Genomic DNA, 23,423 nt, shown 5'->3' on the forward strand with positions numbered 1-23,423 from the left:
TGCCCCGGCAGCCGACCGTTGTCTAGGCTCCCCCGGTCGTCGACGAGGGGGAGCGCAGGCGTGGAGCGACTGGTCGAGGCCGTGCGGCGCGGAGACCCGGACGAGGTCCGGGCCCTGCTGGACGACGGGGCCGACCCCGATACCCTCGCGGAGGGCCTGCCGGTCCTGTGCCTCGCCGTGGCCGCCTACGACACACCGGTCGCCGAGGCGCTGCTCGGCGGCGGTGCCGACCCCCTGCGCCCGCTGCCCGACGGCAGCACCCCGCTGACGCGCGCGGTGGAGGGCGGGTCGCACCTGCTGACCCATGCGCTCGCCACCAGCCGGATCCCGCTCCCGGCACCGGCGCGCGCCGACCTGCTGGCCAGGGCCCGGCGCTGGACCGAGGCGGGCGCCGAGGCCGAACTGCGCCGCCTCACCGGCCTCACCGGGCCCGTCGAGCGGACCCGGGTCGAGGACGACGAGATCGGCTGGTGGTGCGAGCAGCTCACGCTCGGCCCCATGACCGTGCGCGACGAGCACCGGGCCGTCCTGACGTCCATGGAGGCCCTGTACGGCATCCGCACCCCCTTCGACGAACTCGTCGCCCGAGCCCTCGCGCACCCCGACCGGGACCACGTCGTGTGGTGCGACGTGGTGTTCACGCTCGGCCGGCGAACCGACGAGGAGACCTGGCAGTGGAGCCGGGACCTGCTCAACCACCCCGACCGGCTGCACCGCCTGCTCGCCGCCGACCTCCTGCTGTCCCTGATCCTCGGAGACGTCACCAAGGGCGCCCAGCCGTTCTGGGACCGGGGCCGGGAGCTCGTGCCCTGGGCGGAACAGGAGGAGGACCCGCAGGTGCTGGCGGTCCTCCTGCACGCGATGACCCACGACAGCTCCCCCGAGATCGAGGCGGTCGGGCTGTCGTACCTCACTCACCCGGACCCGCGGGTGCGCGCCCTGGTGCCGCAGACCGTGCACCGCCCCGAGAGCCTCACCAGCGTGCTCACCCTGGTCCATGACGAGGACCCCGGCGTCCGCGAGGCGGTGTGTCACTGGCTCGCCCACCACCGGGGCGGCGAGCCCGAGGCGGGGGACGCGCTGGTCGCGCTCACCCATGACGAACGGCAGGCGATCCGCGTCGGCGCCGTATCCGGCCTGGCCGTGCGCGACGACCCGCGCTGCGTGGAGGCCGAGCAGCGGATCGGCCCCGTCGATCCGGAGCTGCCCTTCGACGAGCGGCTGATGGACGTGTGGCGCTACCAGCGCCGCCGGGAGGCGGCGGCCGACGGGTGAACCGCCCGGCCGGAGCACCCCCGCGCGCGACTACCCTGGAGGGTCGATCCATCCCCCTTGGCAGGAGAGTAATGGCCGTCAACCTGGTCAATGTCGAGAACGTCAGCAAGGTGTACGGCACCCGCGCCCTGCTCGACGGCGTCTCCCTCGGCGTCTCCGAAGGGGACCGCGTCGGTGTCGTGGGCCGCAACGGCGACGGCAAGACCACGCTCATCCGGATGCTCGCCAAGCAGGAGAGCGCCGACAGCGGCCGGGTCACGCATTCCGGCGGGCTCCGCCTCGGCGTGCTCACCCAGCACGACTCCCTCGACCCCGAGGCCACCGTCCGGCACGAGGTCATCGGCGACATGGCCGACCACGAGTGGGCCGGCGACGCCAAGGTCAGGGACGTGCTCACCGGCCTGTTCGGCGGGCTCGACCTGCCGGGCTTCCCCAAGGGCCTGGACACCGTCATCGGCCCGCTGTCCGGCGGTGAGCGGCGCCGGATCGCGCTGGCCAAGCTGCTCATCGAGGAGCAGGACCTGCTCGTCCTGGACGAGCCCACCAACCACCTCGACGTCGAGGGCATCGCCTGGCTGGCCGGCCACCTGCAGAAGCGCAGGTCGGCCCTCGTCTGCGTCACCCACGACCGGTGGTTCCTCGACCAGGTGTGCACGCGCATGTGGGACGTCCAGCGCGGCGCGGTCTACGAGTACGAGGGCGGCTACTCCGACTACGTCTTCGCCCGGGCCGAGCGCGAGCGCATCGCCGCCACCGAGGAGGCCAAGCGGCAGAACCTCGTCCGCAAGGAGCTGGCATGGCTGCGCCGTGGCGCGCCCGCCCGCACCTCCAAGCCCCGCTTCCGCGTCGAGGCCGCCAACGAGCTCATCGCGGACGTACCGCCGCCCCGGGACAGCAGCGAGCTGATGAAGTTCGCGTCGACCCGGCTGGGCAAGACGGTGTTCGACCTGGAGGACATCACCGTCCAGGCCGGCCCCAAGGTCCTGCTCAAGCACGTCACCTGGCAGCTCGGTCCCGGCGACCGCATCGGTCTGGTCGGCGTCAACGGCGCCGGCAAGACGTCGCTGCTGCGGGCCATGGCGCAGGCGGCCAGGACCGACGGCGAGGCGCAGCCGGCGGGCGGGCGCGTCCGGGTCGGCAAGACCGTCAAGCTCGCCTACCTCTCCCAGGAGGTCGCCGAACTCGACCCGAACACGCGTGTGCTGGAGGCCGTGCAGCAGGTGCGCGAGCGCGTCGACCTCGGCAAGGGGCGGGAGATGACCGCCGGGCAGCTGTGCGAGACGTTCGGCTTCACCAAGGAGAAGCAGTGGACGCCCGTCGGCGACCTGTCCGGCGGTGAGCGCCGCAGGCTCCAGCTGCTGCGCCTGCTCATGGACGAGCCCAACGTCCTCTTCCTCGACGAGCCCACCAACGACCTCGACATCGAGACGCTGACGCAGCTGGAGGACGTCCTCGACGGCTGGCCCGGCTCGATGATCGTCATCTCCCACGACCGGTTCTTCATCGAACGCACCACCGACCGCGTCTTCGCGCTGCTCGGTGACGGCGCGCTGCGCATGCTGCCGCGCGGCATCGACGAGTACCTGGAGCGACGCCAGCGCATGGAGGAGGCCGCGGCCGCCTCGGCCTCCGCCGGCGCATCGCAGCAGTCCGCCGCCCCGGAGAAGAGCGCGGCCGACCAGCGCGCCGCCAAGAAGGAGCTCCAGAAGATCGAGCGGCAGCTCGACAAGGTCTCCGAGAAGGAGACCAAGCTCCACGCCCAAATCGCCGAAAACGCCACGGACTTCGCGAAAGTAGCCGAACTGGATGCGGAGCTGCGGGAGTTGGCCGGTCAGCGCGAGGAACTGGAGATGCGCTGGCTGGAACTCGCCGAGGACGCGTGAAGGGTGCGTGAAGACGCATAACGGCGGCATCACGGGCCGGTTCTCCCTTGGGAACAGGGGGTGAGGCGGCCCGCTCCGCTGTGGGAACGGAGTGATAGAAAGAGCCGTCTTAGAACTTTATGAAGCATCTCTGAGCCCCATGGGCATTTCAGGGTGTGGCTAAAAATCAGTGATCGAACGGGGGAGCCGCTGATGACTCAGCCGCCCAGTCAGCCACCGCACGGTGGCTTCGGAGCACCGCAGAACCAGCCGCCGCAGGGCGGTGGTTACGGGGCGCCGCAGACTCCGCCACCGCCCCAGGGCCCGCCCCAGACGCCGCCGCCCCCGCAGGGCCCGCCGCAGCCCGGCTACGGCTACCCGCAGCAGCCCGGTCCCTACGGTCAGCCGCAGCAGCCGGGCCCGTACCACCCAGGCCCCTACGGTCAGCCGCAGCAGCCCGGCCCGTACGGCCAGCCCGGCTACGGCTACCCGCAGCAGCCGCAGTACCCCGGCGCGCCCGGAACCCCGCCCGGAGGCGGTTCGAGCAACCCCTTCAAGGGCAAGCCCGCGATGATCATCGGTGCCGCGGTCGCCGCGCTGCTCGTGGTCGGCGGAACCGTGTGGGCCGTCACCGGCGGTGACGACGGCAAGGGTAAGAAGAAGCCGGTCGCCCAGAAGACCGACGACGCCAAGCCCGGCTCCTCCGCACCGGTCAACCCCGGTGACGGCAGCGGCGACGGCGGCGAGGACCCGGAGGACCTCAACGCGGGCCGCCAGGCCGGCGAGGCCAAGGTCCTCTGGTACAAGGAGGCGCCCGACGCGCCCGGTTCCGGCGCCGACGCCGACGGCATGTGGATCACGGGCAAAACCGCCGTGAAGGCCGCCTACAAGCAGCTCTTCGCCTACAACGTCGGTGACGGCAAGCCCACCTGGGACGCGATCACCTTCCCGCAGAAGATCTGCGCGACGACCCCGCAGAAGACCTCCGACGACAAGATCGTCGTGGCGTACATGAGCGGCTCGAGCGACCGCGCCAAGTGCAACCAGCTCCAGGAGATCGACCTCGCCACCGGCGAGAAGGGCTGGAAGGAACAGGTCGCCGACGGCGCCCTGTTCGACTCCACGCTCTCCGTCGAACTGTCCATCACGGGCAAGACCCTGATGGTGGGCCGCTCCCAGTCCGGCACGGCCTACGACGTCACCAACGGCGACAAGCTCTTCGACAAGAAGAAGTACGGCAACGCCTGCTTCCCCGCCGCGTTCGCCGGCGGCGAGAAGCTGATCGCCGTCTCTTCCTGCGGCGCCGGCAGCGACAAGGAACACGACGAGGTCCAGGAGCTCGACCCGAAGACCGGCAAGGCCAGGTGGACCCAGCCGTTCGACAAGGGATGGCGGGTCGCGCGCACCTACTCGGTCAGCCCCCTGGTCGTGTACAGCACCAACGAGGACAAGAAGGCCTGGAACATCTCCACCTTCACCTCCGGCGGCAAGTTCCGCTCGCAGGTCGGCTTCGACGAGGACTTCGCCCCCGAGTGCGGCTGGGCCATCCTGGAGCGCGACCTCACGGGCTGCGAAGGCGTGGCCGCCGACGACAGCACGCTCTACCTGCCGACCAAGGCCACCACCGGCGCCAACGAGATCGTCGCGATCGACCTCGCGAACGGCAAGGAGAAGTGGCGCGTGAAGTCCCCCTCCGACGAGTCGATGCTGCCGGTGAAGACCGAGGGCGGCAAGCTCATCGCCTACGTGCAGCCGTCGTACGACGCGGGCGGGCAGATCGTGTCCATCCCGACCGGCGGCGGCAGCCACAAGCCGTCCAAGCTGCTGCAGAACCCGGAGGGCGCCGCGGACGTCGAGGACAGCTTCTTCTCCAAGGACATCGACTGGGTCGACGGGCGCTTCTACATCTCGACGACCCGGCTGAGCGGGAACGACGACACGAAGGAGAAGTTGATGCTCGCCTACGGCAAGTGACTCCTCCTCCTTCCGCACTCCGTTCGTCGCCCGTCCCCTCCCCCGAGGTGCCCACGTCATGACCCAGCCGCCGCCCCCGCCCCCTCAGCAGCCCCCGCAGGGGGGCGGCTTCGGCCCGCCCCCGGAGCAGCCGCCCCAGGACCAGCAGCCGCAGACCCCGCCGCAGACTGCGCCGCAGGGCCGGCCGCCCGCGTCCGGGCCGAACCTCGGCAAGGCCCCGGAGCCGGGGTACGGCTACCCCCAGACGCCGTCCGCGCCGCAGACGCCTCCGCCGTCCGCGCCGCAGAACCCGCCCCAGCCTCCGCAGGGTTACGGCTATCCGCAGGGTGCCCCTGCGCCCCAGCCTCCGCAGGGTTACGGGTATCCGCAGGGTGCTCCGGCGCCCCAGCCTCCGCAGGCCCCGCCCGGCTACGGCTACCCGGGCCAGCAACCGGGACCGTACGGGCAGCCGCAGGCGCCCTATGGCCAGCCCGGTTACGGGCAGCAGCCCGGCTACGGCTATCCGCAGCAGACCGTGCCGCAGCCGCAGGCCGGACAGCCGGGCGGCGGCAAGAAGCGCAACGTGCAGCTGCTGATCATCGTCGCCGCGGTCCTGGCGATCGCCCTGATCATCGGCGGCGGCGTCTGGTACGCCTCGTCCGGCAAGGACGAGGGCAGGCAGAACGACACCGCCGGCCAGAGCGGCGGCACCGGCGGCACGGACGACGGCAACGGCGGCACCGACTCCGGCAAGGAGAAGGCGCCGTCCGACCCCAGCGCCAAGGTCCTCTTCCAGGTCCCGGCGCCCGAGGTGAAGAACGACAGCACGGTCGTCGTCTCCGGCTCGTGGCTCACCGACAAGGCGTACGTCAAGAGCGGCATCGCCCGGATCGTCGGCTACGACCGCGACAAAGGCAGCGAGTTGTGGAAGCTGCCGCTGGCCGGCCCGGTCTGCCAGGCCAGCCGTCACGTCACCGACGACAACCTGACGGCGATCCTCTACCAGCCGGCCATGCCCACCAAGGCCGACCCGTCGCACGGGTGCAGCCAGATCGCCCTCATCGACCTCGACGCGGGCAAGAGGCTGTGGACCAAGACGGTCAAGAGCGGTGACCAGCTGGTCAACTTCGACAACATCACCCTCAGTGGGAAGACCGTCGCCGTCGGCAGCACCAGCGGCGGCGCCGCCTTCGACGTCTCCGGCAAGCAACTGTGGAGCCCGAAGCCGGCCGACTCCTGCTATGACGCCGGTTACGGCGGCGGCGACAAACTCGTCGCGGTGCGCAAGTGCGGCCCGTACGACCAGCGGCAGCTGCACATCCAGACCATCGACCCGAAGTCCGGGAAGGTGGTCTCGGAGTACAAGATGACCGAGGGCATCGAGTACGCGAGCATCGTGTCCACCAACCCGCTGGTCGTGGCCGCCGACGTCGGCGACTCCGCGGGCGACGGCAGCGGCATCTCCGACTTCTTCTCCATCGACAGCAAGACCGGCAAGCTGCGCACGCGCATCTCCGCGCCGGGCGAGCAGTTCGCGGCCCGCTGCGAGGGCATCACCCGCGTCGAGGCGTGCACCCTGCTGGCCGTCGGCAACGACCGGCTGTACCTGCCCACCGAGGAGCACGACGGCACCGGCAAGTACAGCCAGACCAACGAGATCGTCGCCTTCGACCTCGCCACCGGCAAGCAGACCGGGCAGCGGGCCGACGCGGGCGACGGCTACACGATCTCGCCGCTGCGCATGGACGGCGGCAACCTGATCGCGTACAAGCGTCCTCCCTACGACAAGGGCGGACAGGTCGTGAGCATCGCCGGGGGCAGCTTCAAGGAGACGACGCTGCTGCAGAACCCCGCGACGGACTCGGTCCGCGACGTGGAGACCAGCATGTCGCCGGAGTACTCCGAGTTCCTGTACGCCGACGGGCACCTTTACATGTCGAAGGTGTACGCGAGCAAGCGGTCGACGGTGCGGGAGAAGGAGTATCTCGCGGTCGGCTTCGGTACGGACTGATCGCTCCGACCGGGCTCTGACCGGGTACTGACCGGTTATTGATCGACTGGTGGCCGATGTGGCCCCGTCCCTGTTCAGGGGCGGGGCCACAGCTGTTTGGCGCCGTCAACCTGGATTGCTGGGAATTTCGGCGATCCGGGGCGATTCTCGCCGGTAGGGGGAGCGCAACGTCGAACAAGCGTGTAGCTTCCGGGGGCATGAAGGCGGGGGAGCCGGGGGGCTTCCATGGGGGGCTGGGGTGACTGGGGGGTTACTCGATGGGAGTGCGGCTCATGGTGGTCGACGACCACCGTTTGCTGGCCGAGGCACTGGCTTCGGCGCTGAAGCTGCGGGGGCACCGGGTGCTGGCCGCGGCGGCGCCGGCCGCGGGCGCGGCGGAGCTGGTGATCACACGGGCGCCGGAGGTGTGCCTGCTGGGGACGGCGGCGCCGGCCGAGCCGGGGGTCTTCGACCCGGTGGTGCGGATCAAACGGGAGCGGCCGCAGGTGGCGGTGCTGGTGCTGGGGCCGGTGCCGAGCCCTCGGGGCATCGCGGCGGCGTTCGCGGCGGGGGCGTCCGGCTATGTCCGGCACGACGAGCGCATAGAGGGTGTCGAGCGGGCGATCATGAAGGCGCGGGCGGGGGAGGCGGCGGTGGCGCCGCAGCTGCTGCAGGGCGCGTTCGGTGAGTTGCTCAACCCCGCGGCCCAACCGGACGACGAGGGCCAGCGGTTGCTCCAGATGCTCACGCCCCGCGAGGTGGAGGTCCTGGTCCGGGTCGCCGACGGCGAGGACACGCGCCTGATCGCGGCCGGCATGGGCATCGCACCGTCGACGGCACGCACGCACGTCCAGCGGGTCCTGATGAAACTGGGCGTCGGCTCCCGCCTGGAAGCAGCGGCCCTGGCGGCCCGAACGGGCTTGCTGGACCGCGCGGGACCGGTGCAGCGGGAACCGTGAGCCGGGGCGCCGCCGCTATCGCCGCGTGGTGGGTCGGGGCCGCGTCGGGGGGGTGCCCGTCCTCGGAACGGCGCGATCGACTTGCGTCCGACCGACTGTTCGTTGACGCGCCAACCGCTGTGGGCGGACACCCCACGACACGTCCCCTTCTCGCCGTACGCGGGTGCGCGTGCATCGTGGCTCGCCTCGCCCGAGCTGCGGGCATGCGTGCCGCCAGTGGCGGCACGGGTGGGCGCAGCGGCACCCCGCTACGCCGGGCTGCGGACCCACCCGGCCTCAGCAACAACGCAGCGCACCGGACACCCCGTCTCACTCCACCCGCTCGTCGTCCTCCGGTTCGACTCCCGGCGGCGCCGGAGCCGCAGGCCTCAGCTTCAGCCAGACCAGGAAGAACACGCCCAGCAGCAGCATCCCCAACCCGGTCCACAGGTTGATGTTCACTCCCTCGGCCTTGTCGATGTCCGCGTCGGACGCCGTGAACCCCGCGATCGTGACGATCACGCCGTAGACCACGAACAGCCCGCCGATGATCCGCCGGATGTCGAACAGCCGCGCAGCGGTCGCCGACTTGCCCTGCAGTTCGGTGACTTCCCGCTGCAGGTCCTTCTCGGAGTAGAACTCGGACATGTGCGATCACACTCCTCGGTCGGGGTTCGGTCAGAACGAGAACGGGATGTAGCAGGCCGCGGCCAGGACGATCGCACCCCAGCCCAGCAGTGCCGGCTTGCGGTACCAGGCCTCGTCCCCGGGCGCGGGCGGCTCGGCCATGCCGGGCGAACGCGTGCCGTAGACCAGCCCCTGCAACTCCTCGGCCGGCTTGGGTGCCGTGAACAGCGACACCGCCACCATCACCACCGCGCCCGCGACGAAGCCGGCGATCGCCGAGACGAAGTTGGCCCCCTGGTCGGAGGGGATGTCGACGATGTCCTGCTTGTAGAGGACGAAGTAGTTGACCATCGCGGCGGTGGTGCCCGCGATCAGCCCCCAGAACCCGGACTTCATGGACGCCCGCTTCCAGAACATGCCGATGATGAAGACCACGAACATCGGCACGTTGAAGAAGGAGAAGAGGGTCTGCAGGTAGGCCATGATGTTGGAGAACGAGCGGGCGAGGAACGCCGTGCCGATGGAGGCCAGGACGCCGATCGCGGTGATGAGGCGGCCGAAGCGGACGTAGTACTCGTCCTCGCGGCCCCTCACGACGTACTTCGCCCAGATGTCCGTGGTGAACACGGTGTTGAACGACGACACGTTGGCCGCCATGCCCGCCATGAACGCCGCCAGCAGACCGGTGACGGCGATGCCCAGCACGCCGTTGGGCAGCAGCTGCTCCATCAGGTAGGGGATGGCGTCGTTGTACTGGAGGTCGGAGCCGGACGTGCCGATCTTCGGGACCAGCACGGCGGCGACCAGGCCCGGGATCATCACCAGGAACACGATGAAGATCTTCGGGAACGCGGCGATCAGGGGGGTGCGCTGGGCGGCGGAGAGGTTCTTCGCGGACAGCGCGCGCTGCACCTCGGCGAAGTTCGTCGTCCAGTAGCCGAAGGAGAGGACGAAGCCGAGGCCCAGGACGATCGTCAGCCAGTTCGCGCCGAGGGGGTTGTCGCTGCCGATGCCCGTACCGCCCCAGGACGTCATGAAGTCGGCGCCGTGGCTCTTCGTGAGGGAGTCGGACAGCCCGTCCCAGCCGCCGACCTTCTTCAGCCCGAGGAAGGTGATGGGGATGAGCGCCGCCAGGATCACGAAGAACTGGAGGACCTCGTTGTAGATCGCCGAGGAGAGGCCGCCCAGGGTGATGTACGCCAGGACGAAGAAGCCGGCGACGACGATGGCGACCCACTCCGGCCAGCCCAGCAGCGCCTCCACGACGATGGCCAGGGCGTAGAGGTTGACGCCCGCGATGAGGATCGCGGCGAAGGCGAAGAGGACCGAGCTGAGCAGGTGCGCCGCCCGGTCGAAGCGCATCAGCAGGAACTCGGGGACCGAGCGCACCTTCGAGCCGTAGTAGAAGGGCATCATCACCAGGCCGAGGAAGACCATGGCCGGGATGGCGCCGATCCAGTACCAGTGCGTGGTGTAGACGCCGTACTGGGCGCTGTTGGCGGCCATGCCCAGGATCTCCGTGGCCCCCAGGTTGGCCGCGATGAACGCGAGACCGGTGACCCAGGCGGGCAGCGAGCGTCCGGAGAGGAAGAAGTCGAGACTGGTCTTCACCGAGCGGCGGGCGGCGAAACCGATGCCGAGGACGACGAGGAAGTAGATGCCGAGGATCGTGTAGTCGAGCCAGTTGGTGGGGAGTCGTAGCTCGGCCGACAGATATGTGGGGGTTTGCATGAGCCCTCGCTTCGTTGCGCGAACCGATACCTCGCGGGATCTTCTTCTCCGCGTTCAGCAATTGAACCCGTTTGGTGATGCACTTTGTTTGATTGTGATGTTGACGTCTGTGGTGGGTTGCGTTTTGATATGTTGGGTTCTGTTTGAAGGACAAGGAGTCCGGCGTGAAGAAGACCTCGACCCGGCTGGCCGACGGTCGCGAGCTCATCTACTACGACCTGCGTGACGACAGCGTGCGGGACGCGACCGACCGCCGGCCGCTGGACCGCACCGTCACCACGTCCGAGATCCGCCGTGACCCCCTCCTCGGCGACTCCGTTGCCATCGCCTCCCACCGCCAGGGCCGCACCTACCACCCGCCGGCCGACAAGTGCCCTCTGTGCCCCTCCGAGGGCGAGCGGCTGAGCGAGATCCCCGACTCGTCCTACGACGTCGTCGTCTTCGAGAACCGCTTCCCCTCGCTCGCCGGCGACTCGGGCCGCTGCGAGGTCGTCTGCTTCACCTCCGACCACAACGCCTCCTTCGCCGACCTCACCGAGGAACAGGCCCGCCTGGTGCTGGACGCCTGGACGGACCGCACCTCGGAACTGTCCCACCTCCCGTCCGTCGCGCAGGTGTTCTGCTTCGAGAACCGGGGCGCCGAGATCGGCGTGACCCTCGGACATCCGCACGGCCAGATCTACGCCTACCCCTTCACCACCCCCCGCACCGCGCTGATGCTCCGCTCGGCCGCGACCCACAAGGAGATGACCGGCGGCGAGAACCTCTTCGACGCCGTCCTGGAGCGCGAACTCGCGGGCGAGCGGCTCGTCCTGGAGGGGGAGCACTGGGCGGCCTTCGTGCCGTACGCGGCCCACTGGCCCTACGAGGTGCACCTCTACCCCAAGCGCCGCGTGCCCGACCTGCTCGGCCTCGACGAGGACGCGCGCACAGAATTCCCCAAGGTCTATCTGGAACTCTTGAGGCGCTTCGACCGGATCTTCGGGGAGAGTGAACCTCCCACGCCCTACATCGCGGCCTGGCACCAGGCCCCGTTCGGCTCCCTGGAGGAGTTCGACGGCGTCGTGCGCGAGGACTTCGCGCTGCACCTCGAGCTTTTCACCATCCGCCGCACTTCCGGCAAACTGAAGTTTCTCGCGGGTTCCGAGTCCGGCATGAACGTGTTCATCAACGACGTGCCGCCGGAGCGCGCGGCCGAGCGACTGCGAGAGGTAGCGAGTTCATGAGCGGGAAGTACCTGGTGACGGGCGGCGCGGGATACGTCGGCAGCGTGGTCGCCCAGCACCTGCTGGAAGCCGGTCACGAGGTCGTGGTCCTCGACAACCTCTCCACGGGCTTCCGTGAGGGCGTCCCGGCGGGCGCGTCGTTCGTCGAGGGCGACATCCGCGACGCCGCGAAATGGCTGGACTCCTCCTTCGACGGCGTGCTGCACTTCGCCGCGTTCTCGCAGGTCGGCGAGTCGGTCGTGAAGCCGGAGAAGTACTGGGACAACAACGTCGGCGGCACCATGGCGCTGCTGGCCGCGATGCGCGAGGCGGGCGTGCGCAAGCTGGTCTTCTCCTCGACGGCGGCGACGTACGGCGAGCCCGAGCAGGTCCCGATCGTCGAGTCGGCGCCCACGTCCCCGACCAACCCCTACGGCGCCTCCAAGCTCGCGGTCGACCACATGATCACGGGCGAGGCCGGGGCGCACGGCCTGGGCGCGGTCTCCCTGCGCTACTTCAACGTGGCGGGCGCGTACGGCGCCCACGGCGAACGCCACGACCCCGAGTCCCACCTGATCCCGCTGGTCCTCCAGGTGGCGCAGGGCAGGCGCGAGGCGATCTCGGTCTTCGGCGACGACTACCCGACGCCGGACGGCACCTGCGTGCGCGACTACATCCACGTCGCGGACCTGGCCGAGGCCCACCTGCTGGCCCTGACGTCCGCCACCCCCGGCGAGCACCTGATCTGCAACCTCGGCAACGGCAACGGCTTCTCGGTCCGCGAGGTCATCGAGACGGTCCGCCGGGTCACCGGCCACCCGATCCCCGAGGTCGTGGCCCCGCGCCGGGGCGGCGACCCGGCGGTCCTGGTGGCCTCGGCCGACACCGCCCGCGAGAAGCTGGGCTGGAACCCCTCCCGCGCGGACCTCGCGGGAATCGTCGCGGACGCGTGGGACTTCGCGCAGAACATCGCAAGGGAGCAGTAGTGGGCGCACAGCAGGTGCGGGACGGGTTCGAGGAGCTCTACGGAGCCGCCCCCGAGGGTGTCTGGGCGGCCCCGGGCCGCGTCAACCTCATCGGTGAGCACACCGACTACAACGACGGCTTCGTGATGCCCTTCGCGCTGCCGCACACCGCCGTGGCAGCCGTCTCCCGGCGCACGGACGGCGTGCTGCGCCTGCACTCGGCGGACGTCGGGGGCGGGGCCGTCGAGCTGCGCATCGACGAGCTCGTGCCGGAGGCCGACCGGAACTGGACGGCGTACCCGTCGGGTGTGGTGTGGGCGCTGCGCGAGGCCGGTCACCCGGTCACCGGCGCCGACATCCACCTCGCCTCGACGGTCCCCTCCGGCGCGGGCCTGTCGTCGTCGGCGGCGCTGGAGGTCGTGGTCGCGCTGGCCCTCGACGACCTGTACGAACTGGGCCTGAAGGGCTGGCAACTGGCCCGCCTGTGCCAGCGCGCGGAGAACGTCTACGTCGGTGCCCCCGTCGGCATCATGGACCAGACGGCGTCGGCCTGCTGCGAGACCGGCCACGCGCTGTTCCTCGACACGCGCGACCTCTCCCAGAAGCAGATCCCCTTCGACCTGGCGGCCGAGGGCATGCGCCTGCTGGTCGTGGACACGCAGGTCAAGCACTCCCACAGCGAGGGCGAGTACGGCAAGCGCCGGGCCGGCTGCGAGAAGGGCGCGGCCCTGCTGGGCGTCGATGCGCTGCGGGACGTGCCCTACGCGGACCTGGACGCGGCCCTGGCCCGCCTCGGCGACGAGGAGGAGGTCCGCCGGCTGGTCCGCCACATCGTCACCGAGAACGAACGCGTCGAACGGGTCGTCTCCCTCCTGGAGTCGGGCGAGACCCGCGCGATCGGCCCGGTCCTCGTCGAGGGCCACGCCTCCCTCCGCGACGACTTCCGCATCTCCTGCCCCGAACTGGACCTGGTCGTCGACACGGCCCTGGCCAACGGCGCGCTGGGCGCCCGCATGACGGGCGGCGGCTTCGGCGGTTCGGCGATCGTCCTCGCGGAGGAGGCGGACGTGGACACCGTCACCAAGGCGGTGACAGAGGCTTTCGCATCGGCCGGCTTCACCACACCCCGCGTCTTCGAAGCAGTCCCCTCCCCAGGAGCCCACCGCCTCCCCTGACCCCCGACACCGACGGCGCCCTCCCCCCCCCCCCGGGGGGAGAGCACCGCTGCCGTCACCTTGTCAGCGGTTGACGGACTGGATCTCCTGGACCGGCACCTCGGTGGTGGTGGCGAACGTGCCGTTGGGCAGGTCACCGCCGGTGCCGCCCGCGCCCTCCCAGGTGATCTCCCAGGTGAGCGTCGCCTCAAGGCCGTAGGTGTCGTCTCCCGAGGAGCGCAGGTACCGTACCCCGCACGGTGGCGTCAGCTCCGCCTTGCCCCGGGCGTACGGCTCTCCGATGGAGCCGTCGTCGTTGATCAGGCACTCACCGGACGCCGGAAGGGTCTCCGCGTCCGCTGTTCCCGGATTCAGGTGCAAGCTGACCGGCTTGGCCGTGGTGGTCGCCCACAGTCCCGTGCCGGGCAGACTCGCCGTGACCGAGACGAGTTTGAAGGCGCCCTTGTCCAGCCAGACCCACGTGGGCGCGTTCACCGTCGACCTGGCCTCCGGAGCGAGGGAGATCTTCGTCGGCGGCACGACGGTCCGCTGGTGGGCGAGCCCGGCGAGGGTCTCGGTGTCGATGGCCTGAGGGACACCGGGGTTCTTGCCGTTGTCGACCCAGAAGGGGTCACGCGTGCAGGACTTGGCCGCCGGGTCGTCCTTCATCTCCGGGTTCTTCACCGCCACCCACCACATGCCCTCGTCGTTCTTGGCGACGTTGAAGTCCTTGTACGGGTGGCCCTTCTTGTAGCGGGCCTGGACGTCGGCGATGCCTTCGGGCGAGCCTCCGGCAGACTCGTACATCGACCACTTGGCCTCGTTGAAGGTCTTGAAATCCTTGGCCTTCCAGTACGGCTCATACCAGCAGGCGGGCGGCTCCCAGTCCACGGCGGTGGAGGTGATCGGACCGCTGCCCTTCGCCTTGGTGCCCTTGACCGTGATGCTGACTCGGGATTCAAGGGCCGGGCCTGAGGAGTCCCCGGATGTCTTCTTCTGCTGGGAACCGACAGTGTCGAACCCTCCAGCCGTAGCCGGAAACGTCCCGAGTCCGGTCAGCGTCACGGTCAGGGCCGCCAGCCCCAGGCGCCGCGTCAGGGCTGGCACTTCTGCGACCCCCGGTCCTCGGTGAGGTCCCAGGTCTGCCAGACGCCTTCCTTGTTCTTCTTCAGGCCGAGGTTGTAGAAGACGTAACTGTTGGGCGTGGTCTTGGTGCCCTGCAGCTTGTTCGTCTCGCGATCCTTGAGGTCTGCTTTGCTCTCGTCGACGCAGTACGTCAATGCCGCGGACTTCTTGTCGAACACCGTCACCCGGCGGTCGAAGTAGCGCAGCGTGCCGGCCCAGCTGGTCTTCTTGTCGATGGCCCCCTTCGCATACTGGTAGATGCCGACCAGCGCGTTGTCCGTGTAGTAGAAGGCCATGCCCGAGTTCTTCAGGTCGCCGTATGCCATGGCCTGCCACACGGTGCTGACAGTGCGTTCGTTGTCCGCCAGGATCGCGTCCTTGACGGCGTCGCCGGTCTGCCGGCCCTCGAACACCATCTTCATGTCCGAAGGCAGCTTGACGTCGGGCCGATCGATCCCGTCGGCGGACGCCGAAGCCGAAGGCGAAGCAGAGGCCGTGTCGCCCGAACCCGCACCGGCGATCTTGTCGGACGATGACGAACCGTCACCTCCCCCCGAGCCACAGGCGGTCAGCAGCAGGGCCGCGGTTGCGGTGAGCGCGGCTGTCACGAGCCGAGCGGGGCGGTTCACTGTGTCTCCCGTTGATCATGTGGGGGGATAACTCAAGCGAACCAACGCTATCGGTGAGTGACGCCCGGGCGTCACCGAGGGGTTCGCGCCCGCAACCGGCCCCGCAACTCGCCCCCCGCTACCCCAGCCTCTTCACCAGCGAGTACTCCGTGATCCCCGGCGGATAGTCCGGCACCACGCACACGACCTCGTACCCCTGCTTCTCGTAGAACCGCGGGGCCTGGAAGTCCCAGGTTTCCAGGCGGGACGACCGGCAGCCGCGGGACGTGGACGCGATGTGTTCCGCCTCCGCGAGGAGCCGTGCGCCCAGGCCCCTGCCGCGATGGCGTTCGTCGACCCAGAGGTAGGTCACGTGGAGCCAGGTCGCCCAGGTGTGCCCGACCAGACCGCCCGCGAGGTCGTCGGTTCCGTCGTTCACAGCCCACACATGCAAGGGCCTGTCCCTTTCGTCCGGTGTCCCGCGCAGGGCGCGCAGGATCGGAGAGGCGGCGGTGTTCGTGTCCCGCAGGCGGGTGCGGAGCAGATCACGTCGGTCCTTGTCGACTTCTGTCTCAAGACGGAACATGCGGCACACCATAAACGCGTCGGACAGTCAGTTCTGCAAATAACCTTCCGCTCCGGGCCCCCGTCCGTACCCTGATGAACAGCACCGGTGGGGGCCGGTGCCGATCAGGGGGCGAGACAGCCGGGGTACGACGCCCGGGGTGGGGGTGGCGGTACTGCACGGCGGCGGCCGTGCGGCTGCGGCGACCCGAACAGGCCGCTGCGGCAAGGACGGACGACGCAACGCAGCGGACCCTGACACCCCGGCGTCGTACCCGTGCGGTGTCAACCCCCGACGTTGGGGTATCCCCTGCTCTTCAGGAGCACTGGGGAAGGGGGTTACGTGGTTCGCATCCGAGTCCTGGTCGTCGACGACCATCGCATCTTCGCCGAGTCACTCGCGGCGGCCCTCGCCGCCGAGCCCGATGTCGACGTCTCCGCGGCCGGCAGTGGTCCGGCCGCGCTGCGCAGCCTGGAGCGGGCGGTCGCCGAGGGGCGGCGGTTCGACGTGCTGCTCGTGGACGCCGATCTGGGCGGCAAGGTACCGGGCACCCGCCCGGCCGTCCCCGTGCAGGAGGGCAACGAGGACGGGCTCGTCGACGGGATCTCCCTCGTCACGGGTGTGCGCTCCGCGCAGCCGAACGTACGGATCGTCGTGCTCGCCGAGAAGGACGACCCGCGGCGGGCGGCCCTCGCCCTGCAGGCCGGCGCCTCCGGCTGGGTCGCCAAGGACTGCTCGCTGTCCCGGCTGCTCACGGTCATCCGGGGCGTGCTGCGGGAGGAGACCCATCTGCCGCCCGCCCTGCTGACGGGTGTGCTGCGGGAGCTCACCGCAGCCCGCAAGCACCGCACCGAGAGTGAGCGGCTCGTCGAGTCCCTCACTCCGCGTGAGCGGGAAGTGCTGCGGTGCATGGTGGCGGGACTGGGGCGCAAGGCCGTCGCCGAGCGCCTGTTCCTGTCGCCGCACACCGTACGGACCCACATGCAGAACGTCCTCGGCAAGCTCGGCGTGCATTCCACCCTCGCCGCCGTCGCCCTCGCACGGCGGGCCGGGGTCGGGCCGGTGGACCTAGCCGGGGATGTTGTCGAACGGGGCGGTCAGCTGGCGTAGCAGCCCCGCCAGCTCACCGCGCTGGGCTCGGGAGAGCTCCGCGAGGATCGCGCGCTCCTGGTCCAGCAGACCCGCCAGGGCCTGGTCCGCGCGGTCCCGGCCTTCGACCGTCAGCCGCACCAGGACCCCCCGGCGGTCGCTGGGGTCGGGGAGGCGCTCCACCAGGCCCTTCTTCGCCAGACGGTCGATGCGGTTCGTCATCGTGCCCGAGGTGACCAGGGTCTGGGTGAGGAGCTGTCCCGGCGAGAGCTGGTACGGCGTACCCGCCCTGCGCAGGGCCGTCAGGACGTCGAACTCCCACGGCTCCAGGTTGTGCTCCGAGAACGCCAGCCGCCGCGCCCGGTCCAGATGCCGGGCCAGCCTGCTCACGCGGCTGAGCACCTCGAGCGGTTCCACGTCGAGGTCCGGGCGCTCCCGGCGCCACGCCGCGACCAGCCGATCGACCTCGTCCTCCATGACGATCAGTGTAGTGGTTGTGTCGACGTAGAGTCTCTTGACATCCAGTTTCTTGACATCGAGATACTCCTGGCGTCACGCTGGGTGTGCGCCCCCGCACGGTCACCACCGGGACACATCAGGACACCAGGAGGAACCATGCCCGCAGCCGCGCCCACCTGGGACCCCGGCCAGTACCTCCGTCACGCCGGCCACCGCGCCCGCCCCTTCACCGACCTCCTCGCCCGCGTCCCCGACCTGCCCGTCCGGTCGCCCGACGGCCGTCCCCGCATCGCCGACCTCGGCTGCGGCCCGGGCAACGTCACCACGCTGCTCGCCACCCGCTGGCCCACCGCACTGATCACCGGCTACGACAACTCGCCCGAGATGCTCGACAAGGCCCACGTCGACCACCAGGGGCCGACTCCGGGCGGAGGGTGTCTCGACTTCGAGCACGCCGACGTACGGACCTGGACGCCGGACGAGCCGTACGACCTCATCGTCAGCAACGCCACGCTGCAATGGGTGCCCGGGCACGCCGAACGGTTCGCCGGCTGGGTGGCCGGACTGAACCCGGGAGGCACCCTCGCCTTCCAGGTGCCGGGCAACTTCGACGCTCCCAGCCACCGGCTCATGCGTGAACTCGCAAATGCACCGCGCTGGCGCACCCGGCTCGCCGGCATCCTGCGCCACGCCGACGCCGTCGGCACCCCCGAGACCTACCTGGAGCGGCTGACCTCCCTCGGCTGCGCGGCCGACGTGTGGGAGACGACGTACATCCACCTGCTCCAGGGCGAGGACCCGGTGCTCGACTGGGTGAAGGGGACCGGACTGCGGCCCGTGCTCACCGCCCTCGCCGACGAGCCGGAGCAGCGGGAGGCCTTCGTCGCCGAGTACCGGGCGGCCCTGCGCGAGGCCTACCCGGCCGGTACGCACGGCACGCCGTTCCCGTTCCGCCGGGTGTTCGCCGTGGCCCGGAAGGAGAGCTGATGATCACCGCCCTCGACCACGCCCCGCTCGCAGCCCCGCCCGGCAGCCGGGAGCGGCCGCCCCCTGCCGGGGCGCCGGCGGTTCCACACGCAGGACGCGTTCGGCGACCGCCTGGAGTCACGCGTCAGGGCGTGTGGCGAAGGCACTAGGCCTTGCGGCGTCCTATCAAGTGCGGCTTGGCCTCTATCCCGTCCAGGCCGTGCCACGCCAGGTTCACCAGGTGCGCGGCCACCTCGGCCTTCTTCGGCCGGCGCACGTCCAGCCACCACTGGCCGGTCAGAGCGACCATGCCGACCAGGGCCTGCGCGTACAGCGGGGCCAGCTTCGGGTCGAAGCCGCGGCTCTTGAACTCGCGGCCCAGGATGTCCTCCACCTGGGTGGCGATGTCGGAGATCAACGAGGCGAAGGAACCCGTCGACTGGGGGATGGGCGAGTCACGGACCAGGATGCGGAACCCGTCCGTGTACTCCTCGATGTAGTCCAGCAGCGCGAACGCGGCCTGTTCGCACAGTTCGCGCGGGTGACCGGCCGTGAGCGAACTGGTCACCATGTCCAGCAGGCGCCGCATCTCACGGTCCACGACGACCGCGTACAGCCCTTCCTTGCCGCCGAAGTGCTCGTACACCACCGGCTTGGACACCCCGGCCTTCGCCGCGATCTCCTCCACCGACGTGCCCTCGAAGCCCTTCGCCGCGAAGAGCGTGCGACCGATCTCCAGCAGTTGCTGACGGCGCTCGGCACCGGTCATCCGGGTGCGGCGCGCTCGCCGCGGCTTGTCATTGCTGGGGGTGCTGCTCGAGTCGGTCGCCACAGCGACCATCATGCCGCCTCGACGGGCTCCTTCCCGCGCGGGGAGCCGCCTTCCCCGGTGTTACGGCGCGAATCGATACGCGAGCGTGACGGCCACCTCACGTCGTACGCCCAGCCCGCCATCTCGAACCAGCGGATCAGCCGGGCGGACGAATCCAGCTGGCCGCGCATCACGCCGTGCCGGGCCGACGTCGGGTCGGCGTGGTGCAGGTTGTGCCACGACTCACCGCACGACAGCACCGCCAGCCACCACACGTTGCCCGAACGGTCACGCGACTTGAACGGGCGCTTGCCGACCGCGTGGCAGATCGAGTTGATCGACCACGTCACATGGTGCAGCAGGGCCACCCGGACGAGCGAACCCCAGAAGAAGCCGGTGAACGCGCCCCACCAGGACATCGTCACCAGACCGCCGATCAGCGGCGGCAGCGCCAGCGACACCACCGTCCACAGGACGAACTGGCGGGAGATGTTACGCAGCGTCCTGTCCTTGATCAGGTCGGGCGCGTACTTCTCCTGCGACGTCTGCTCCTCGTCGAACATCCATGCGATGTGTGCCCACCACAGGCCCTTCATCAGGGCCGGGAGCGTCTCACCGAAACGCCACGGCGAGTGCGGGTCGCCCTCCGCGTCGGAGAACTTGTGGTGCTTGCGGTGGTCGGCCACCCAGCGCACCAGCGGCCCCTCGACCGCCATGGAACCCGCGATCGCCAGCGCGATCTTCAACGGCCGCCTGGCCTTGAAGGACCCATGGGTGAAGTGACGGTGGAAGCCGATCGTGATGCCGTGGCACCCGAGGTAGTAGAAGAAGACCAGCAGACCGAGGTCCAGCCAGCTCACTCCCCAGCCCCAGGCGAGCGGCACCGCCGCCAGCAGAGCGAGGAACGGGACGATGATGAAGAGGAGGAGGGCGATCTGCTCGATGGACCGCTTCTGCTCGCCGCCCAGCGTCGCCGGGGCGACTTCGGTGGCCTGACCGGGCGCCTCGGGAGCGTCCTCGATCACATCGGAACTACTGGTCATACGCGTCCCCTGGGGGGTATGTGGAGGGAGAAGGGGTAGCCGGGGCACGAGAACCGTCACGTACTTCCTACGGGTCCGTAACCTACGGCATCGTAAGTATGGCAGTGCGTCGCCCGGCGGCAAGAGCCCGCGAGCCTGCGCGTCCTTGCCGACACCTATCCTTGAGTCGGTCGGACAGCGCGGTCCGCTCTGATTTCTTCCCGGATGTCCGGACCGTATGCGGCGCCCCGCCGCGCGAGACGCCGTCCGGGTTCCCCTCCCAGACGAGCTTCAACACTGCAAGGAGCCGCACCTGTGAGCAGTGCCGACGACCAGACCACGACGACGAGCAGCGAGCTGCGAGCCGACATCCGCCGGCTGGGTGACCTCCTCGGCGAGACCCTCGTCCGCCAAGAAGGCCCCGAACTGCTGGAACTCGTCGAAAAGGTCCGCCGCCTCACCCGCGAGGACGGCGAGGCCGCCGCCGAGCTGCTGCGCGGCACCGAACTCGACACCGCGGCCAAGCTGGTCCGCGCCTTCTCCACCTACTTCCACCTGGCCAACGTCACCGAGCAGGTCCACCGCGGCCGCGAGCTGCGCGCCCGCCGCGCCGCCGAGGGCGGACTCCTCGCCCGTACGGCCGACCGGCTCAAGGACGCCGACCCCGAGCACCTGCGCGAGACGGTCCGCAACCTCAACGTCCGCCCCGTCTTCACGGCCCACCCCACCGAGGCCGCCCGCCGCTCCGTCCTCAACAAGCTCCGGCGCGTCGCCGCGCTCCTGGAGACCCCGGTCATCGAATCCGACCGGCGCCGCCTGGACACCCGCCTGGCCGAGAACATCGACCTCGTCTGGCAGACCGACGAACTGCGCGTGGTGCGCCCCGAGCCCGCCGACGAGGCCCGCAACGCCATCTACTACCTCGACGAGCTGCACGCGGGCGCCGTCGGCGACGTCCTGGAGGACCTCACCGCCGAACTGGAACGCGCCGGGGTCAAGCTTCCCGACGACACCCGCCCCCTCACCTTCGGCACCTGGATCGGCGGCGACCGCGACGGCAACCCCAACGTCACCCCCCAGGTGACCTGGGACGTCCTGATCCTCCAGCACGAGCACGGCATCAACGACGCCCTGGAGACCATCGACGAACTCCGCGGCTTCCTCTCCAACTCCATCCGCTACGCCGGCGCCACCGAGGAACTGCTGACCTCCCTCCAGGCCGACCTGGAGAACCTCCCCGAGATCAGCCCCCGCTACAAGCGCCTCAACGCCGAAGAGCCCTACCGGCTCAAGGCCACCTGCATCCGGCAGAAGCTGGAGAACACCAAGAAGCGCCTCGCCAAGGGCACCGCCCACCGCGACGGCCACGACTACCTCGGCACCGGCGAACTCCTCGCCGACCTGCGGATCATCCAGAACTCCCTGCGCGAGCACCGCGGCGGACTCTTCGCCGACGGCCGCCTCGCCCGCACCATCCGCACCCTCGCCGCCTTCGGTCTCCAGCTCGCCACCATGGACGTCCGCGAACACGCCGACGCCCACCACCACGCCCTCGGCCAGCTCTTCGACCGGCTCGGCGAGGAATCCTGGCGCTACGCCGACATGCCCCGCGACTACCGCGCCAAGCTCCTCGCCAAGGAGCTCCGCTCCCGCAGGCCCCTCGCCCCCACCCCGGCACCCGTCGACGCCCCCGGCGAGAAGACCCTCGGCGTCTTCGGCACCGTCAAGCGCGCCCTGGAGGTCTTCGGACCCGAGGTCATCGAGTCCTACATCATCTCCATGTGCCAGGGCGCCGACGACGTCTTCGCCGCCGCCGTCCTCGCCCGCGAAGCCGGCCTCATCGACCTGCACGCCGGCTGGGCCAAGATCGGCATCGTGCCGCTGCTCGAAACCACCGACGAGCTCAAGGCCGCCGACACCATCCTCGAGGACATGCTCTCCGACCCGTCCTACCGGCGCCTCGTCGCGCTGCGGGGCGACGTCCAGGAGGTCATGCTCGGCTACTCCGACTCCTCCAAGTTCGGCGGCATCACCACCAGCCAGTGGGAGATCCACCGCGCCCAGCGCCGGCTGCGCGACGTCGCCCACCGCTACGGCGTCCGCCTGCGCCTCTTCCACGGCCGCGGCGGCACCGTCGGCCGCGGCGGCGGCCCCACCCACGACGCCATCCTCGCCCAGCCCTGGGGCACCCTGGAGGGCGAGATCAAGGTGACCGAGCAGGGCGAGGTCATCTCCGACAAGTACCTCATCCCCTCCCTGGCCCGGGAGAACCTCGAACTCACCGTCGCGGCCACCCTCCAGGCCTCCGCCCTGCACACCGCGCCCCGCCAGTCCACCGAGGCCCTCGCCCGCTGGGACGCCGCGATGGACGTCGCCTCCGACGCCGCCCACGCCGCCTACCGACGCCTCGTCGAGGACCCCGACCTGCCGACGTACTTCCTCGCGTCGACTCCGGTGGACCAGCTCGCCGACCTGCACCTGGGCTCCCGGCCCTCCCGCCGCCCCGGTTCCGGCGTATCGCTCGACGGCCTGCGCGCCATCCCCTGGGTGTTCGGCTGGACCCAGTCCCGGCAGATCGTCCCCGGCTGGTTCGGCGTCGGCTCCGGCCTCAAGGCCCTGCGCGAAGCCGGCCTCGACACCGTCCTCGACGAGATGTACGGACAGTGGCACTTCTTCCGCAACTTCATCTCCAACGTCGAGATGACCCTGGCCAAGACCGATCTGCGGATCGCCCAGCACTACGTCGACAGCCTCGTCCCCGACGAGCTCAAGCACGTCTTCGACACCATCAAGACCGAACACGAACTGACCGTGCGTGAGGTGCTGCGCGTCACCGGTGAAGAGGAACTCCTCGACGCCGCGCCCGTCCTGAAGCAGACCTTCGCCATCCGCGACGCCTACCTCGACCCCATCTCCTACCTCCAGGTCGCCCTCCTCAAGAGGCAGCGCGACGCCGCCGAAGCCGGCGAGCAGCCCGACCCGCTCCTCGCCCGCGCCCTCCTCCTCACCGTCAACGGCGTGGCAGCCGGCCTGCGCAACACCGGCTGAACCGCCCCGGACACCACTGTGCCCCCGAGC

General features: G+C 70.1%; 19 protein-coding genes. 11 read left to right on the forward strand and 8 right to left on the reverse strand.

What is annotated here, in order from left to right:
* Positions 1-60 precede the first annotated feature (60 nt).
* The 5 genes from ACIQU3_RS14635 to ACIQU3_RS14655 all read left to right on the forward strand — a co-directional run bounded on the left by ACIQU3_RS14635 (position 61) and on the right by ACIQU3_RS14655 (position 8,039).
* Complete coding sequence (locus ACIQU3_RS14635; RefSeq protein ID WP_403733008.1) at positions 61-1,275, forward strand: hypothetical protein; 1,215 nt, start codon at positions 61-63, stop codon at positions 1,273-1,275.
* A gap of 71 nt (positions 1,276-1,346) precedes the next feature.
* Positions 1,347-3,158 carry an ABC-F family ATP-binding cassette domain-containing protein gene (locus ACIQU3_RS14640; protein WP_403733013.1) on the forward strand — a complete coding sequence of 604 codons (1,812 nt, stop codon included), beginning with the start codon at positions 1,347-1,349 and terminating at the stop codon, positions 3,156-3,158.
* Positions 3,159-3,350: 192 nt separating this feature from the next.
* A complete protein-coding gene (locus tag ACIQU3_RS14645) occupies positions 3,351-5,111 on the forward strand; it encodes a PQQ-binding-like beta-propeller repeat protein (protein WP_403733016.1) in 1,761 nt (586 codons plus the stop codon).
* Positions 5,112-5,169: 58 nt separating this feature from the next.
* Positions 5,170-7,101, forward strand: a complete 1,932-nt coding sequence (locus tag ACIQU3_RS14650; protein ID WP_403733019.1) for a PQQ-binding-like beta-propeller repeat protein — start codon at positions 5,170-5,172, stop codon at positions 7,099-7,101.
* Positions 7,102-7,358: 257 nt separating this feature from the next.
* Complete coding sequence (locus tag ACIQU3_RS14655; RefSeq protein ID WP_234850744.1) at positions 7,359-8,039, forward strand: LuxR C-terminal-related transcriptional regulator; 681 nt, start codon at positions 7,359-7,361, stop codon at positions 8,037-8,039.
* Between the two features lie 309 nt (positions 8,040-8,348).
* Here the strand turns inward: ACIQU3_RS14655 and ACIQU3_RS14660 are convergent, their stop codons facing one another.
* Positions 8,349-8,666, reverse strand: a complete 318-nt coding sequence (locus ACIQU3_RS14660; protein WP_366712707.1) for a hypothetical protein — start codon at positions 8,664-8,666, stop codon at positions 8,349-8,351.
* A gap of 30 nt (positions 8,667-8,696) precedes the next feature.
* On the reverse strand, positions 8,697-10,376 hold the full coding sequence (locus tag ACIQU3_RS14665) for a sodium:solute symporter family protein (protein ID WP_403733023.1): 1,680 nt from the start codon (positions 10,374-10,376) through the stop codon (positions 8,697-8,699).
* Between the two features lie 164 nt (positions 10,377-10,540).
* On the opposite strand from ACIQU3_RS14665, the gene galT reads away from it, so the two are divergent.
* The 3 genes from galT to galK are packed head-to-tail and all read left to right on the forward strand — an operon-like array spanning position 10,541 to position 13,721.
* Entirely contained in the window at positions 10,541-11,602 is a 1,062-nt protein-coding gene (galT, locus tag ACIQU3_RS14670) for a galactose-1-phosphate uridylyltransferase (protein WP_403925212.1), read from the forward strand.
* On the forward strand, positions 11,599-12,567 hold the full coding sequence (gene galE, locus ACIQU3_RS14675; RefSeq protein WP_403733028.1) for a UDP-glucose 4-epimerase GalE: 969 nt from the start codon (positions 11,599-11,601) through the stop codon (positions 12,565-12,567). The genes galT and galE overlap by 4 nt, the downstream gene beginning before the upstream one ends.
* The gene (gene galK, locus ACIQU3_RS14680) at positions 12,567-13,721 is read left to right on the forward strand and encodes a galactokinase (RefSeq protein ID WP_403925215.1); all 1,155 of its coding nucleotides are present in this window, start codon (positions 12,567-12,569) and stop codon (positions 13,719-13,721) included. The genes galE and galK overlap by 1 nt, the downstream gene beginning before the upstream one ends.
* 63 nt (positions 13,722-13,784) lie before the next feature.
* Here the strand turns inward: galK and ACIQU3_RS14685 are convergent, their stop codons facing one another.
* The 3 genes from ACIQU3_RS14685 to ACIQU3_RS14695 form a co-directional block, all read right to left on the reverse strand.
* A complete protein-coding gene (locus ACIQU3_RS14685) occupies positions 13,785-14,807 on the reverse strand; it encodes a hypothetical protein (RefSeq protein WP_403733036.1) in 1,023 nt (340 codons plus the stop codon).
* On the reverse strand, positions 14,795-15,454 hold the full coding sequence (locus tag ACIQU3_RS14690; protein ID WP_403733038.1) for a hypothetical protein: 660 nt from the start codon (positions 15,452-15,454) through the stop codon (positions 14,795-14,797). Before ACIQU3_RS14690 ends, ACIQU3_RS14685 begins: the two co-directional genes overlap by 13 nt.
* Positions 15,455-15,572: 118 nt before the next feature.
* Entirely contained in the window at positions 15,573-16,031 is a 459-nt protein-coding gene (locus ACIQU3_RS14695; protein WP_403733041.1) for a GNAT family N-acetyltransferase, read from the reverse strand.
* A 309-nt stretch (positions 16,032-16,340) separates the two neighbouring features.
* On the opposite strand from ACIQU3_RS14695, the gene ACIQU3_RS14700 reads away from it, so the two are divergent.
* Entirely contained in the window at positions 16,341-17,108 is a 768-nt protein-coding gene (locus ACIQU3_RS14700; RefSeq protein WP_403733044.1) for a LuxR C-terminal-related transcriptional regulator, read from the forward strand.
* Here the strand turns inward: ACIQU3_RS14700 and tamR are convergent.
* Positions 17,067-17,564, reverse strand: coding sequence for a MarR family transcriptional regulator TamR (gene tamR / locus ACIQU3_RS14705; RefSeq protein ID WP_234850245.1), 498 nt, complete (start codon positions 17,562-17,564; stop codon positions 17,067-17,069). The two genes, ACIQU3_RS14700 and tamR, sit on opposite strands and share 42 nt — an antisense overlap.
* Positions 17,565-17,702: 138 nt before the next feature.
* On the opposite strand from tamR, the gene ACIQU3_RS14710 reads away from it, so the two are divergent.
* The gene (locus ACIQU3_RS14710) at positions 17,703-18,533 is read left to right on the forward strand and encodes a trans-aconitate 2-methyltransferase (protein ID WP_403733047.1); all 831 of its coding nucleotides are present in this window, start codon (positions 17,703-17,705) and stop codon (positions 18,531-18,533) included.
* A gap of 145 nt (positions 18,534-18,678) precedes the next feature.
* On the opposite strand, the gene ACIQU3_RS14715 is transcribed toward ACIQU3_RS14710, so the two are convergent.
* Positions 18,679-19,356 carry a TetR/AcrR family transcriptional regulator gene (locus ACIQU3_RS14715; protein ID WP_053675827.1) on the reverse strand — a complete coding sequence of 226 codons (678 nt, stop codon included), beginning with the start codon at positions 19,354-19,356 and terminating at the stop codon, positions 18,679-18,681.
* Positions 19,353-20,366 (reverse strand): acyl-CoA desaturase, encoded by a 1,014-nt coding sequence (locus ACIQU3_RS14720; protein ID WP_403733052.1) that lies wholly within the window; start codon positions 20,364-20,366, stop codon positions 19,353-19,355. Before ACIQU3_RS14720 ends, ACIQU3_RS14715 begins: the two co-directional genes overlap by 4 nt.
* Before the next feature lie 294 nt (positions 20,367-20,660).
* Between ACIQU3_RS14720 and ppc the strand changes: the two genes are divergently transcribed.
* A complete protein-coding gene (ppc, locus tag ACIQU3_RS14725; protein WP_403733056.1) occupies positions 20,661-23,393 on the forward strand; it encodes a phosphoenolpyruvate carboxylase in 2,733 nt (910 codons plus the stop codon).
* Positions 23,394-23,423 lie beyond the last annotated feature (30 nt).

The sequence above is a fragment of the Streptomyces sp. NPDC101110 genome, from assembly GCF_044759525.1.
GTDB lineage: Bacteria > Actinomycetota > Actinomycetes > Streptomycetales > Streptomycetaceae > Streptomyces.

Excerpts from the sequence above, each read along its gene's own strand:
- ACIQU3_RS14640 (WP_403733013.1), top strand. The coding sequence starts at position 1,347 with ATGGCCGTCAACCTGGTCAATGTCGAGAACGTCAGCAAGGTGTACGGC.
- ACIQU3_RS14645 (WP_403733016.1), top strand. The coding sequence starts at position 3,351 with ATGACTCAGCCGCCCAGTCAGCCACCGCACGGTGGCTTCGGAGCACCG.
- ACIQU3_RS14650 (WP_403733019.1), top strand. The coding sequence starts at position 5,170 with ATGACCCAGCCGCCGCCCCCGCCCCCTCAGCAGCCCCCGCAGGGGGGC.
- ACIQU3_RS14655 (WP_234850744.1), top strand. The coding sequence starts at position 7,359 with ATGGGAGTGCGGCTCATGGTGGTCGACGACCACCGTTTGCTGGCCGAG.
- ACIQU3_RS14660 (WP_366712707.1), bottom strand. The coding sequence starts at position 8,666 with ATGTCCGAGTTCTACTCCGAGAAGGACCTGCAGCGGGAAGTCACCGAA.
- ACIQU3_RS14665 (WP_403733023.1), bottom strand. The coding sequence starts at position 10,376 with ATGCAAACCCCCACATATCTGTCGGCCGAGCTACGACTCCCCACCAAC.
- galE (WP_403733028.1), top strand. The coding sequence starts at position 11,599 with ATGAGCGGGAAGTACCTGGTGACGGGCGGCGCGGGATACGTCGGCAGC.
- ACIQU3_RS14695 (WP_403733041.1), bottom strand. The coding sequence starts at position 16,031 with ATGGTGTGCCGCATGTTCCGTCTTGAGACAGAAGTCGACAAGGACCGA.
- tamR (WP_234850245.1), bottom strand. The coding sequence starts at position 17,564 with ATGGAGGACGAGGTCGATCGGCTGGTCGCGGCGTGGCGCCGGGAGCGC.
- ACIQU3_RS14710 (WP_403733047.1), top strand. The coding sequence starts at position 17,703 with ATGCCCGCAGCCGCGCCCACCTGGGACCCCGGCCAGTACCTCCGTCAC.
- ACIQU3_RS14715 (WP_053675827.1), bottom strand. The coding sequence starts at position 19,356 with ATGATGGTCGCTGTGGCGACCGACTCGAGCAGCACCCCCAGCAATGAC.
- ACIQU3_RS14720 (WP_403733052.1), bottom strand. The coding sequence starts at position 20,366 with ATGACCAGTAGTTCCGATGTGATCGAGGACGCTCCCGAGGCGCCCGGT.